The following is a 12,483-nucleotide window of genomic DNA, read 5'->3' as shown; positions in this document are numbered from 1 at the left end:
ATGCACGAGAAGGAGCTGGTGGAGTTGCTTCGGGAGCAGCTACTCGGCACGGAGCGGCCGGTGGTCCGCTCGGGCGTCGAACGGCTGTGGAAGACCGGGCGCGGCGCCGCGGGGCTGGCGCTCTCCGTCGTCGGTGGCCGCCTGCGCGGCAAGGGCGAGGGGCTCGGCGCCGCCGATGTCCGTGCCGTCTCCCAGCTCGTGTCCCGGCTCGGGGAAGCTCAAGGGCCTCGCCATGAAGGCCGGACAGGTGCTCGGCTACATCGACCCGACGCTCCCCCCGGAGATTCGCGAGCTGCTCTCCATCCTGCAGACGGCCTCCCCCGCCAGCCCCTTCCCCCAGGTGGAGGCAGCCCTTCGCGCCGCCTTCGGGCCCCGCGCCGATGCGCTGCTCTCCGGGCTCGAGCGGCAACCCGTCTCCGTGGCCAGCATCGGGCAGGTCCACCGCGCCCGCCTTCCCGGCGGCACCGAGGCGGCCGTGAAGGTCCGTCACCCCGGCATCGACGAGGCGCTCCAGAGTGACTTCCGGGCCGCCGGCACCGGCTCCTCCTTCGCGAGCGTGCTGCTGCCGGGCGCCGCCCCCAGCATCCGCGGCTTCATCGACGAGGCCCGCACCGTGCTGCTCGAGGAGTGTGACTTCTCCCTCGAGCGCGAGCGGCAGGCCACCTTCGCGCGGCTGTTCTCCCAGGACGAGGTCATCCTCATCCCCGCCGTCGAGCCCGAGTGGTGCGCCTCCTCCGTGCTCACCACCCGCTGGATGCCCGGGCAGTCCTTCGATGCGTTCCTGGCGGCGAATCCCTCCCAGGAGGTGCGGGACCGGATGGGCATCGCCCTGTTCTCGTTCTACATCGGCACGCTCTACCGGCACGGCCTGTTCCACGGAGATCCGCACCCCGGCAACTACGCGTTCCGCGAGGACGACCGCGTGGTCGTCTATGACTTCGGCTGCGTCCGCTCCTTCGACGCCGCCACGGTGCTCGCCTTCGCGGCGCTCGTCGACGTCGTCCGCGCGGATGAGGCACACGGCATGCGCGAGGCCCTGGTGGCGCTCGGTGCCCGGCCTCCCGGAGATGCCGGGAGCCTGGCGATGCTCCGCACCCTCCTGCGCAGCTTCTTCGCGCCCCTCCTCGAGCACGGCCCCCGCCCCGTTCATCCGGGCTCGGGCTTCGAGGCCCAGCAGATCCTCCGCGACAAGCGCTTCCTCGCGAAGCTCTCGCTTCCCGGGCGCTTCCTGTTCCTGTTCCGCTTGCGCTTCGGGCTCTACGCCGTGCTCGCCCGGCTCGGTGCCGTCGCCGATTGGGGCGCCCTCGAGAGCCAATGGGCCGCGGAGGCCCGGCGCACCGGGAAGACCGCGGAGCGTGACGCTCAGCCGGGCCGCTGAGCGCGCGACTCCAGATGCTCGCGCACGCGCGCGGCCTCGGCCGCGAAACCGGTGCGCTCTATCTGGGCCACCATCCACGTCAGCGCCGAGTTCATATCGGCGACGATGACGTGCGGGACGCCCAGGGGCCGGACATGGAAGTAGAGACTCATGGCCACCCGCACGAAGGGCGACGTGACGATGAAGGCCGTTTCCCGCCCCCACGTGCGGACCAACTCATTGTGGCTCCGGTCCCACTCCACCTGCCGCTGGCGCTGCGTGCTGTTCGGCGTGCCGATGCGGCTCGTGTCGATGATGCTGAAGTACGGCTCCCGCCGCAGCACGAAGCCGGACAGCCGGTTCAGGCTCTCCTCGTACTCCGCGTCCGACTGGGTCGCCGGGTAACGGATGATGAGCAGGGGCCAGAGTGAATCATCGAAGGTGACGGGCATCCGGACTGCCCCCCCCCCAGTGGAGCAAAAGCCTTCTCCGAGTCCCTATCATACGCGCTCCAGGGGACGCGGAGGCCGGCCTGGTGACCACCACCGCCTCCAGAGGGAGCAGGCGTCCGTGGCTGGGATGACCGGGGGCCGACCCCATGTTCCCGGGAGATGCCGATCAAGACCCGCCGCTGGTGCGTGCCCGCGGAGCCCGATGACGGACTGCGCATCCTGATCTGCCGGTTCCGCCCCCGCGGGCTCCCCAAGGCGAAGGAGACGTGGGACGTGTGGATGAAGGATCTGGGTCCCAGTCCGCCGCTCCTCGCCGCCTTCCAGGGCAAGGGCCAGACGCCCATCTCCCTCGACGAGTACCGTGAGCGCTACGTGCGCGAGATGGAGTCCCAGCGCGAGGCGATCGCCGGGCTCGCGGCCCGCGTGGATGGCGGAGAGACCATCACCCTCATGTGCTCCAAGGACTGCATCATCGACAAGGCGTGCCACCGCACCATCCTCGCCGAGCTCATCGAGGCCGCCCGGGCGAAGTAGGCCCGCCGCCCGGTAGGGAGTTTTTCCGCCCGACCCAGGTAGGGCAGAATGCGCGCCCTATGGAGCAGCAGGTCCTCGCGATGGATGTGCGGCAACTGGAGAAGTTGAGCGTGCTTCAGGACGCGGACTCGCCCACCCTGGTGGCGGACATGGCCCGTGGGTACCTGGAGCGCACTCCCCAGCGGCTCGTCCGCATGCGGGAGCTGCTGGCCACGGGGAACGCCAGCCAGCTCGCACACGAGGCCCACGGCCTGGCGACGAGCAGCGGGATGTTCGGGATGATGCGGGTGCGCCAGCACTGCAAGGCGCTGGAGAACCTCGCCCGGGAGTCGGGTCTGCAAGGCGCGGGGGAGCTGCTGGCCCAGGTGGAGCAGGCCTACGCGGAGGCCCGCCCCCTGCTGATGGCACAGCTCGGCATCCAGGAGTGACGATGAAGCACACGTCCGGGCCTGGCGGACAGCCGCGCGCCCGAGCGCCCCATGACGTTCGAGCTCGGCACCCTCGTCATCGCTTCCCAGGCGTACGTGCGGGTGCTGTTCCTCATCACCGACGCCGCCGAGCGCGGGCGCATCCCCGACCGCCTCACCCAGCACACGCTCGCCTATGCCCTGGCGCTCGGCGTCTACGCCACCTCCTGGTCCTACTTCGGCCTGGCGCTGCTCAGCCCGGAGCCGGCACCACCTTCACCGTGACCCTTCCGAAGGCGCTGGCCCGTCAGGCGGCGGGTGGGTGAGCCGCAGCCCGGCGAAGCACGTGACGACGCTGGCGGCCTGCCCCGCGGCATCCAGCCCGAACCAGGTGGGGAACACCCCATCGCCATGGGCGGAGGAGAACACCGCCACGTTGGCCGCCGGAGCGGGCGCCAGCTCCACCACACCGCCCAGCTCACTGGAGAGGAGGCCCTGGATTTTCGGCAGCAGCGGGTGGTCCGTCCCGAGGAGCCCCATCTGCTCTGCCATGAGCTCCTCGGCCTCGGCATCCCGGAAGGACGCCGTCCCCGAGTCCACCCCGTAGGCCCCCGCCTCCCGCCAGCGAGACACCGGACGCGCCGACACCTGGAGCCGTGCGCAGACGGGTGTCTCCCGCCCATTCTCCTCGGCCACCGTGAGGAAGACGGGATGCGTCCCCGCGGGCAGCGTCACGGCGAAGGGCCGCGAGTCCAGCGAGAAGGCATCCTCGGCCACCAGCCGCCCGGACGTCAGCCGCAATCCCCCCAGCGGCCGCTGGTACAGCGTCACCTCGCCCAGCCCCGCCATCGTCGCCCGCTGTCCGTCCGCGAAGGCCGGAGCGGTGAGGGCCGCGTCCACGTCCGCCTCGAGCGCGATGGAGCCCAACGCGGGCACCGCGCGCGGCGGCTCCGGAGGCGGCTCGCGCCAATAGCGCACCACGAACCACAGGCACACGCCGAGCGCCACCGCGTTGATGGCACCGGAAGCCCGTGAGCGCTTCGCGGGAGCCTTGGGCGGAGGTCCGGTCCGCGTCGCGCTGGCCCCTGGCGAGCCTGGCCTCGGCAGCTTCAAGCGCTCCCGTTGGGTCGCCCCTACGTCGTGCACCGAGCGCACGGCCTGCCGCGCATAACGCCACGCGCCCCTGCGGGTGTAGCTGTACTCCCCGGGGGCCTCCGGCTTCCACCGGGCATGGCCCGTCCGTTCCCAGAGCTTCACCGAGCGCTCGCTCAGCTCGCGCAGGGCCTCGAAGACCTGGCCGGGCTGCCAGGTGCGCAGGGGGGCGCGGGCCTCGGCCTGGAGCCGCTGCTGGTGGAAGGCCAGGAGCTTCCGACGGGGCCGCGTGCAGCAGGGTGGCCATCGACGAGCCTTCACCGAAGGGGTCCCCCGTCCCGGGAAGGTCGTTCGTCGTCAGCACCTTGCCGTTGGCGTCCTGGCTCACCAGCACCGTGCGCTCGACGGGATCCTTCGCCGCGCGGGTGGCCACCGTCGCGCCGAGCGTCGTGCCGTCCGGCGAGAGCCACAGGGAGAAGTCGGCCCGCGGGGGCTCGCCCTCCGGCACTTTCTGGTAGAAGCCCTCGAAGCGCCAGCCGAGCGCGGCGAAGGCCTCATGGGTCGCGCCGAGGTAGGGCCGGGCCTCGGGTGGCGGGGCACTCCCCTGCACGGGCCGCATGAAGTCATCGATGGCCAGCCGGGCCCCACGCACCTGCCTGTAGGCGAGCCCCAGCATCACGAGCTGCCATCCGCCCACGAGCGCCGAGAGCAGCACGACCAGGTGCACCGCCACGACGAACACGCCTTCGAGCAATCCCAAGAAGCTCCCCCTGCGACTCCGGTACGGATGCCACCCCTGGAGGCAACGTGCCAGGGGATACTGGGAGACCCGCCATGACGCATCTCGTCACCCCACCCGGGAAGTGGACAGGGGATGGGGTGACGGGACAGCCTGACGGGCAGGTCTTCCGGGGGTTTCAGCACCGCATGAGCCGCCTCCTGGTCATCGAGGACGAGCCCATCATCCGCACCGAGTTGCGGCGGCTGCTGACGCGAGCGGGGCACGACGTGGCCGAGGCCGGCGCGGTGCACGAGGCCGGGACCGACTACGAGCTGGACACGTTCGACCTCATCCTGAGCGACCTGCGCCTGCCGGGAGCGCCGGGCACGGACGTCATCGCCAAGGCGCCGGGGGTGCCGGTGCTCATCATGACCAGCTACGCCACGGTGCGCTCGGCGGAGGAGGCCATGAAGCTGGGCGCGGTGGACTACATCGCCAAGCCCTTCGACCACGACGAGCTGCTGCTGCAGGTGGAGCGCGTGCTGCGCGAGGGGCGGCTGACGCGTCAGAACGCCGCGCTGAAGCGCGAGGTGGAGCGCGTGTACGCGGTGGGTGGAATCGTGGGCCACTGCGCGGCCATGCGGGACGTCTTCGAGCGCATCCGCAAGGTGGCGGCCTCTCCGGCCACGGTGCTGGTGCTGGGCGAGTCGGGCACGGGCAAGGAGCTGGTGGCCCGCGCCCTCCACGCGCAGAGCCCCCGGCACGACGGGCCGCTGGTGGCCGTCAACTGCGCCGCCATTCCCGAGAGCCTCTTGGAGTCCGAGCTGTTCGGCCACGAGAAGGGCGCCTTCACCGGAGCGCAGGCGGCGCACGCGGGCCTGGTGGAGAGCGCGGACGGGGGCACGCTCTTCCTCGACGAGATTGGTGAGCTGCCCGCGCCCGCCCAGGCGCGCCTGCTGCGGATGCTGCAGGACGGAGAGGTGAGGCGGGTGGGCGCGACGCGCTCGCGCAAGGTGGACACGCGCATCATCGCGGCCACGCACCGGGACCTGCCCAAGCGCGTGCAGGAGGGCTCCTTCCGGCAGGACCTCTACTTCCGCCTGCGCGTGGTGGAGATCAAACTGCCGCCGCTGCGCGAGCGGGGCGAGGATGTCCCGGCGCTCGCGAAGCACCTGCTGGAGAAGGCGTGCCGGCGGCTCCACCGGCCGCCCGCGACGCTCTCGCCCGAGGCGCTCATGGCCATCACCACGCACCCCTGGCCAGGCAACGTGCGCGAGTTGGAGAACGCCATCGAGCGCGCCGTCATCCTCGCCGACGGCCCGGTCATCACCCCCGGGCTGCTCGCGCTGGAGCCCGGCGGCAATGGCGCCTTCGAGACGCCCGAGCTGCCCGAGCCGGGGCTCGGCATCGAGGGCAGCGCCTCACCGGACTCGCTGGAGGAGTACTTCCGCCGCTTCGTGCTGGAGCACCAGGACAAGCTGGGCGAGACGGAGCTGGCACGCCGGCTGGGCATCAGCCGCAAGGCCCTGTGGGAGCGGCGTCAGCGGCTCGGCATTCCCCGCACCCGCGCTTGAGCCGCCCTCCCCCATACCTCTTCTCTCATCCGTGGAGAAAAGCCGGGTGGGGAGTGTGCTCCGTCTGACAAGACACGGAGCCGAGACACCTCCGTGTTGGGCCATCAACGTCCGCACGGGCGGAAAGCGGCGGCCGGGCGCCGTGCGGTGGGCAGCCGTGTTCTCCTGATCTCCAGCGTTTCCGGATACTGGAAATGCACGGGGGGTCATACCAATGCCCATCACGTCCACCCTGGAAGCGGGGCTGCATGGAGGAGCCAGGCCTTCGCAGCCGTCCCTGCCCACGCGTTCATCCCAGAGCCCTTGGGCCTGGGTACTCGCACGGCTCGACGCGTGTCTCCCGGAAGCGCTGCGCCAGGGCTCTCCCGTGGAGCTCAGCCGCGGCCGGTTGCTGGTGGGCATCCTCGGGATGCTGCTGGTAGTCAACCTCCTGGCCCTCTGGTTCTACGTGCGGTTGAGCCCGGACCCGTTGCGCACCGGCACCACCCAGTTCACGTGTCTGGCGCTCTTCGCCGTCACCCTGTGGAGGCTGCGCCGGGCCAGCTCCATCCGGGTGCACGCGTGGCTCGTCTGCTTCCTCGTGACGGCCGCCATGAGCGCCGAGTCCTGGAAGACCGGAACGCAGGCCGTGGCCGTGAACGTCATGGCCATGCTGGTGCCGATGTTGACCGTGTACCTGCTCGGCGTGCGCTGGGGCCTGTTCTTCAGCCTGCTCACCGCCGCGAACATGGGCCTCGTCCACCCGTACTTCTTCCCCCCGCCCGGCGGCTCGTCGCTCAACCTCTACTCCGCGCTCTTCGTCCTGTGCGGGTGGCTGGTGAGCTGGATGTTCCTCGCCTCGCGCGACGAGGCGGACGCGGCGCTCGAGCAGGCACTGCGGACGCTGCGCGAGAGCGAGGAGAAGCTCGTCAGCCTCGTCGAGAGCACCGATGACCCGGTGTGCTCCCTCGACAAGGGAGGCCGGATCCTCACCCTCAACCAGGCGGGAACGGAGCTGTGCCGCCAGCTCTTCGGAGGAGAGCCCCTGCCGGGCACGTCCCTCTTCGATGCGCTCCCTCCGGAGCAGCGGGCCCTCTGGAAGGAGCGGGCCGGGCGGACGCTCCAGGGGGAGCACGTCCGCATCCAGTTGAATCTCACGTTGGAGGGCCGGTCCCGGGTGATGGACATCAACCTCAGCCCCCTGCTCGGGGCCGGGCGGCGTCCGGTGGGGATGACCCTCTTCGGGCGGGACATCACCGCCCTCAAGGAGGCCGAGGCGCGGCTGGGCGAGCTGCACCGCAACCTGGTGGACGTGTCACGCCAGGCGGGCATGGCGGAGATGGCCAACGGCATCCTCCACAACGTGGGCAACACGCTCAACAGCGTGACCGTGTCCGCGGGGCTGCTCTCCCAGCGGCTGCGCGCCCTGCGGGTGTCCGGCGTGGCCAGGGCCTCGACGCTGCTGCGCGAGCACGTGCACGACCTGGCGTCCTTCTTCACGCGGGATCCGCGAGGCCAACAGTTCCCGCAGTACCTGGAGCTCCTCGCCCAGCGCCTCACCAGCGAGCAGGAGGCACTGCTGGCCGAAGCGGTGATGCTCGACCAGAACGTGGAGCACATCAAGGCCGTGGTGAGCATGCAGCAGGCCCACGCGCGTGTGACGGGTGTGGTGGAGCGTGTCTCGGTGCCCCAGCTCCTGGACGATGCCCTGCGCCTGCACACCGTGTCCTTCGAGCGGATGGGAATCCAGGTGCGGACCGATTACGCCACCTCGCTCCCCCCAGTGCTGGTGGACCGGCACAAGCTGCTGCAGATCCTCATCAACCTGATGAGCAACGCCCGGCACGCGCTGCTCGACAGTCCGCGGCCCGACAAGCGCATGTGCCTCCGGGTGGAGCGGAGCCCCGAGGGGCGGCTGCGCATCCAGGTGGCCGACAACGGCGTGGGCATCCTCGCGGAGAACCTGCCGCGCATCTTCACGCAGGGCTTCACCACGAAGGAGGACGGGCACGGCTTCGGCCTGCACATCAGCGCGCTGGCGGCCGGGGAGCTGGGCGGCTCGCTCACGTGCGCGAGCGCCGGCCCCGGCCAGGGGGCCACCTTCACCATCGAGCTCCCCTGGGAGCCCCGGGGCTGACGCCGTTACTGGGCGCCGCGGCCCTGCTTCTCGGGCACCACCCAGAAGTAGATGGTGCGCCCGTCGGCCTCGACGACGCGCTCCGGCTCCCAGCCCTCGATGTCGAAGGCGTGCGAGACGATGCGCGTCCCCGGCTTCAAGTCATTCAGCAGTTTGGGCTTGAGCCGGTTGTTGACGCTCGGCAGCAGGTACATGGTCACCACCGTGGCCTCGCCGAAGTCCGCCTTGAAGAGATCCTCCTGCCGGAATTCGGTGATCTCCTCCACGCCCGCCTCCTTCGCGTTGGCCTCGGCCTCCTGGATGCGCTCGGGGTTGATGTCGATGCCCACCCCGCGCACACCGAAGCGCTGCGCCGCGGTGACGACGATGCGCCCGTCTCCCGAGCCCAGATCGTAGAGCACGTCCCCCGGCTTCACGTCGGCCACCTCCAGCATGGTGTCCACCACCACCTGCGGGGTGGGCACGTACGGCACGTCCGGCGCACGCTCGGGCAGGTCCGCCCGGCCCAGGTTGGGCGGCGCGGCGCCGCCCAGGAGTCCCAACACACCTAACAGCGCTACACCGACCGCGGCCTTCCGAATCCCCATGATTTACGACCTCCATTTGAGGGGTTGCTGCGTGGGTGGCCCGTGCGCCGGCGCATGAGCGCCAGCGGAATCAGGCCGGAGGCCAACACCGCGACACCGACGAGCGCTCCCGCCCCGGTGTAGGCCAGGCTCGAATAGAGGAGATAGGCGCACGAGGCGCAGAAGAGCAGCGGGGTGAGCGGATAGAGCGGCACGCGGAAGGGACGGGCCACGTGCGGCTCGCGCCGGCGCAGCACCAGCAGCGACACCCCCGTCAGCAGGAAGAAGAACCAGAAGACGGGCGCGGTGTACTCCACCATCGTCTCGAAGCCGCGCCGGGTGATGGAGCCCACGCCCACCAGCGCCAGGGCGATGGCGCCCTGCACCAGCAGCGCGTTGACGGGCGCGCCCGCCCGCGCGTTCCACCGGCCCAGGGGCGAGAACAGCGGGAAATCCCGCCCCATCGCGTAGTGGGTGCGAGAGCCCATGAGGATGGTGGCGTTGGAGGAGGTGAGCACCGCCGCGCAGATGAGCAGGCTGATGAGCTGGGCGCCCGAGGGCCCCGCCACGCGCTGCATGAGGTCCGCCGCCACCGCCTCGGATTGCCCCATGCCCGCGGAGCCCAGCCCCCGCAGGTAGGCCGCGTTGGCCAACAGGTAGAGGCCGGTGACGGCCACCATGCTCCACAGCAGCGCGGACACGATGCTGCGGCGGCCCCCGCGCAGCTCGCTGGAGATGTAGGCCGCCTCGTTCCAACCGCCGTACGTCAGCAGCACGAACACCATGGCCAGGCCCCAGGCGGCATGGCCTGTCCCACCGGACGCCACCGCCGCGGCCGGGGCCGGAGCCGGAATGGCGGGTGCGAGGAAGAGCCCGGCGATGATGACCAGCCCCAGCCCCGCCACCACCGCCACCGTGAGCAGGTTCTGCGTCCACTTGCCCAGTTGGATGCCGGCCACGTTCAACCCGGTGAGCACCACCACGGTGAGCGCGGCGTAGAGGGCGGAGGAGTGCTCGCCCAGCGGCAGCAACTGGGAGGCGTAGTCCCCGAAGATGAAGCCCAGCAGGGCGATGGAGCCGGTGGGGATGACCGTCAACCGCGCCCAGGCGAACAGGAAGGCCAACGAGCCGCCGAGTGCCCGGCGCAGGTAGTGGTAGTCCCCGCCGGCATGGGGCCAGGTGCTGGCCAACTCCGCGTAGCACATGGCGCCGATGAGGGAGACCAGCCCGCCGAGGCCCCACAGCAGCAGCACGGCGGCCGGGCCCGTCGCGTTCTGCGCCACCAGGGAGGGCGTCCGGAAGATGCCCGCCCCCACGACGATGCCCACCACGAGCGCGACGGCGTCCACGACGCGCAGACTTGGCAAGGGGAGCGCCGCCGGCCCGGAGCGCGCCTCGCCCGGCTGCCCCTCCCTCTGGTACGGCTCTCGCGTCATGGGTGTCCGCCCCCTGGATGTGTGAAGGGATGGACATGTCGCGGAGTGGGGGCAATGCGCCCCGCGGACACGGCCGCTATCGAATGCTCGGCGGGGTTCCAGCGGGGCGGGGGGCCGGTGTTACCGGCGTTACCCTCGGGGCGGGGACGTTACCTTTCGAAACGTTCGACGCGGCGTGGCAGGCTCCAAGCCCGCGAGAACATTCATGCTGCGGCCTGGAATGAGCGTTGCTCATGGAGGCTCGCGATGATCTACGCACCCAAGGAAGGCTTCGGCCGGACCGCCCGCATCCAGAGCATGGAGGACTACCAGCTCCTCTACCGCAAGAGCATCGAGCGGCCCGAGGAGTTCTGGGGCGAGATGGCCCAGGCGCTCACGTGGTTCCACCCGCCGGAGACCATCCTGGACGCGGACCCGGACCAGGTGGACTTCTCCTGGTTCGGCGGCGGCCGGCTCAACGCCTGCTACAACGCGGTGGACCGGCACGTGAAGGCGCGCCCCGGCAGGCCCGCCATCATCTGGGCGAAGAACGAGCCGGGGCAGTACGAGCTCATCACCTGGAGGGACCTCAAGCACAACGTGGGCCGGGTGGCCAACGTGCTCAAGGCGCACGGGGTGAGGAAGGGAGACCGCGTCTGCATCTACCTGCCCATGGTGCCGGAGCTGGCCTACACCATGCTGGCGTGCGCGCGCATCGGCGCGGTGCACTCGGTGGTGTTCGCCGGCTTCTCCGCCGACTCCCTGCGCGAGCGCATCCTCGACTCGGGGGCCCGGGTGCTCGTCACCGCCAACGAGGGCCCGCGCGGCACCAGGCGGGTGCAGACCAAGGCCATCAGCGACGAGGCGGTGGAGGGCCTCTCGCAGGTGCGGTCCGTGCTGGTGGTGCGCCGCACCGAGGCGGACGTGCCCATGGAGGCCGGCCGCGACTTCTGGCTCGACCAGGAGATGAGCAAGCACCGCGGCACCTGCCCCGTGGAGTGGATGGCCGCGGAGGATCCGCTCTTCATCCTCTACACCTCGGGCAGCACCGGGAAGCCCAAGGGGGTGATGCACACCACCGGTGGCTACCTCGTCTACGCCGTCACCACGCACCGCTACGTCTTCGACCTGCAGCCGGATGACGTGCACTTCTGCACCGCGGACATGGGGTGGATTACCGGCCACACGTACCTGCTGTACGGCCCGCTGGCGAACGGGACGACCACGGTGCTCTTCGAGTCCATTCCCACGTACCCGGACGCGGGGCGGCTGTGGCAGGTGGTGGACGACCTGAAGGCCACGGTGCTCTTCACCGCGCCCACCGCGCTGCGCGCCCTCATCCGCGAGGGGGATGGGCACGTGAAGAAGTCCTCGCGCAAGAGCCTGCGGCTGCTGGCCTCGGCGGGCGAGCCCATCAACCCCGAGGTGTGGCGCTGGTACCACGACGTGGTGGGCGAGGGCCGCTGCCCCGTGGTGGACAACTGGTGGCAGACGGAAACGGGCGGCGTGCTGATCGCCCCCATGCCGGGTGCCACGCCCTGCAAGCCCGGCAGCGCCACCCTGCCCTTCTTCGGCATCGAGCCCCTGCTGGTGGATGACGAGGGCCGCGTCCTCGAGGGCAACGGCGTCTCCGGCAACCTGTGCATCGCCCGCACGTGGCCGGGCCAGGCCCGCACCATCTGGGGCAACCACCAGCGCTTCATCGAGACGTACTACTCGCGCTTCCCCCGCCTCTACTTCACCGGGGACGGCTGCCGCCGCGACGAGGACGGCTACTACTGGATTACGGGCCGCGTGGATGACGTGCTCAACGTCTCCGGCCACCGCCTGGGCACCGCCGAGGTGGAGAGCGCGCTGGTGGCCCACGAGTCCGTCGCCGAGGCCGCCGTGGTGGGCTTCCCGCATGAGCTCAAGGGCACGGGCGTGTGCGCCTTCGTCACGCTCAAGCCCGAGTACGTGGACGCCAGCGCGGAGCAGATGATGGGCGCGCTCAAGGAGCAGGTGCGCCACGTCATCGGCCCCATCGCCACGCCGGACCAGGTGCGCATCGTGTCCGGCCTGCCCAAGACGCGCTCCGGGAAGATCCTCCGCCGCATGCTGCGGAAGATCGCCTCCGGCGAGACGGGGGACCTGGGCGACACCTCCACCCTCGCCGAGCCCACCGTGCTCGACGAGCTGCTCACGCAACAGCACCACCTGCAGTCCCAGCGCCGCTGACCACCCCTCGAGGAGACTCCTTCCCCATGCCC

Annotated in this window: 12 protein-coding genes; 7 read left to right on the top strand and 5 right to left on the bottom strand. The window is 70.8% G+C overall.

Annotated elements, in window-relative coordinates:
• Window positions 1–39: 39 nt before the first annotated feature.
• The gene (locus tag ACN28I_RS40320) at window positions 40–222 is read right to left on the bottom strand and encodes a hypothetical protein (protein WP_420947204.1); all 183 of its coding nucleotides are present in this window, start codon (window positions 220–222) and stop codon (window positions 40–42) included.
• 10 nt (window positions 223–232) lie between these two features.
• Here ACN28I_RS40320 and ACN28I_RS40315 point away from each other — a divergent pair, with 10 nt between their 5' ends.
• Entirely contained in the window at window positions 233–1,378 is a 1,146-nt protein-coding gene (locus ACN28I_RS40315) for an ABC1 kinase family protein (RefSeq protein WP_420947203.1), read from the top strand.
• On the opposite strand, the gene ACN28I_RS40310 is transcribed toward ACN28I_RS40315, so the two are convergent.
• Complete coding sequence (locus tag ACN28I_RS40310) at window positions 1,363–1,809, bottom strand: hypothetical protein (protein ID WP_420947202.1); 447 nt, start codon at window positions 1,807–1,809, stop codon at window positions 1,363–1,365. The genes ACN28I_RS40315 and ACN28I_RS40310 overlap by 16 nt on opposite strands.
• Window positions 1,810–1,968: 159 nt before the next feature.
• On the opposite strand from ACN28I_RS40310, the gene ACN28I_RS40305 reads away from it, so the two are divergent.
• From ACN28I_RS40305 to ACN28I_RS40295, 3 genes are read left to right on the top strand one after another with little or no spacing between them, the layout of a single operon-like run.
• Entirely contained in the window at window positions 1,969–2,343 is a 375-nt protein-coding gene (locus ACN28I_RS40305) for a DUF488 domain-containing protein (RefSeq protein ID WP_420947201.1), read from the top strand.
• A gap of 59 nt (window positions 2,344–2,402) precedes the next feature.
• On the top strand, window positions 2,403–2,771 hold the full coding sequence (locus tag ACN28I_RS40300) for an Hpt domain-containing protein (RefSeq protein ID WP_420947200.1): 369 nt from the start codon (window positions 2,403–2,405) through the stop codon (window positions 2,769–2,771).
• Between the two features lie 51 nt (window positions 2,772–2,822).
• A complete protein-coding gene (locus tag ACN28I_RS40295; RefSeq protein ID WP_420947199.1) occupies window positions 2,823–3,035 on the top strand; it encodes a hypothetical protein in 213 nt (70 codons plus the stop codon).
• Here the strand turns inward: ACN28I_RS40295 and ACN28I_RS40290 are convergent.
• The gene (locus ACN28I_RS40290; RefSeq protein WP_420947198.1) at window positions 3,027–4,163 is read right to left on the bottom strand and encodes a DUF4241 domain-containing protein; all 1,137 of its coding nucleotides are present in this window, start codon (window positions 4,161–4,163) and stop codon (window positions 3,027–3,029) included. The two genes, ACN28I_RS40295 and ACN28I_RS40290, sit on opposite strands and share 9 nt — an antisense overlap.
• A gap of 606 nt (window positions 4,164–4,769) precedes the next feature.
• Between ACN28I_RS40290 and ACN28I_RS40285 the strand changes: the two genes are divergently transcribed.
• Together ACN28I_RS40285 and ACN28I_RS40280 are read left to right on the top strand one after the other, a co-directional pair.
• On the top strand, window positions 4,770–6,137 hold the full coding sequence (locus ACN28I_RS40285; protein WP_420947197.1) for a sigma-54-dependent transcriptional regulator: 1,368 nt from the start codon (window positions 4,770–4,772) through the stop codon (window positions 6,135–6,137).
• A gap of 367 nt (window positions 6,138–6,504) precedes the next feature.
• Window positions 6,505–8,253: a two-component system sensor histidine kinase NtrB gene (locus tag ACN28I_RS40280; RefSeq protein WP_420947196.1), complete on the top strand. Its 1,749-nt coding sequence runs from the start codon at window positions 6,505–6,507 to the stop codon at window positions 8,251–8,253.
• Window positions 8,254–8,258: 5 nt separating this feature from the next.
• Here the strand turns inward: ACN28I_RS40280 and ACN28I_RS40275 are convergent, their stop codons facing one another.
• Together ACN28I_RS40275 and ACN28I_RS40270 are read right to left on the bottom strand one after the other, a co-directional pair.
• Window positions 8,259–8,840: an SAM-dependent methyltransferase gene (locus tag ACN28I_RS40275; protein WP_420947195.1), complete on the bottom strand. Its 582-nt coding sequence runs from the start codon at window positions 8,838–8,840 to the stop codon at window positions 8,259–8,261.
• Complete coding sequence (locus ACN28I_RS40270) at window positions 8,810–10,255, bottom strand: APC family permease (protein WP_420947194.1); 1,446 nt, start codon at window positions 10,253–10,255, stop codon at window positions 8,810–8,812. The genes ACN28I_RS40275 and ACN28I_RS40270 overlap by 31 nt, the downstream gene beginning before the upstream one ends.
• A gap of 246 nt (window positions 10,256–10,501) precedes the next feature.
• Here ACN28I_RS40270 and acs point away from each other — a divergent pair, with 246 nt between their 5' ends.
• Complete coding sequence (acs, locus tag ACN28I_RS40265) at window positions 10,502–12,451, top strand: acetate--CoA ligase (RefSeq protein ID WP_420947193.1); 1,950 nt, start codon at window positions 10,502–10,504, stop codon at window positions 12,449–12,451.
• Window positions 12,452–12,483 lie beyond the last annotated feature (32 nt).

It is taken from the genome of Archangium gephyra, from assembly GCF_049060025.1.
Lineage (GTDB): Bacteria > Myxococcota > Myxococcia > Myxococcales > Myxococcaceae > Archangium > Archangium gephyra_A.
Note: the sequence above shows the minus strand (reverse complement) of the source record. Positions and strands in the feature narration are given on the sequence as shown.

What these genes read in the sequence shown, in the direction of transcription:
- ACN28I_RS40285 (WP_420947197.1), top strand. Translation starts at nt 4,770, where the DNA reads ATGAGCCGCCTCCTGGTCATCGAGGACGAGCCCATCATCCGCACCGAG.
- ACN28I_RS40295 (WP_420947199.1), top strand. Translation starts at nt 2,823, where the DNA reads ATGACGTTCGAGCTCGGCACCCTCGTCATCGCTTCCCAGGCGTACGTG.
- ACN28I_RS40275 (WP_420947195.1), bottom strand. Translation starts at nt 8,840, where the DNA reads ATGGGGATTCGGAAGGCCGCGGTCGGTGTAGCGCTGTTAGGTGTGTTG.
- acs (WP_420947193.1), top strand. Translation starts at nt 10,502, where the DNA reads ATGATCTACGCACCCAAGGAAGGCTTCGGCCGGACCGCCCGCATCCAG.
- ACN28I_RS40310 (WP_420947202.1), bottom strand. Translation starts at nt 1,809, where the DNA reads ATGCCCGTCACCTTCGATGATTCACTCTGGCCCCTGCTCATCATCCGT.
- ACN28I_RS40270 (WP_420947194.1), bottom strand. Translation starts at nt 10,255, where the DNA reads ATGACGCGAGAGCCGTACCAGAGGGAGGGGCAGCCGGGCGAGGCGCGC.
- ACN28I_RS40300 (WP_420947200.1), top strand. Translation starts at nt 2,403, where the DNA reads ATGGAGCAGCAGGTCCTCGCGATGGATGTGCGGCAACTGGAGAAGTTG.
- ACN28I_RS40315 (WP_420947203.1), top strand. Translation starts at nt 233, where the DNA reads ATGAAGGCCGGACAGGTGCTCGGCTACATCGACCCGACGCTCCCCCCG.
- ACN28I_RS40305 (WP_420947201.1), top strand. Translation starts at nt 1,969, where the DNA reads ATGCCGATCAAGACCCGCCGCTGGTGCGTGCCCGCGGAGCCCGATGAC.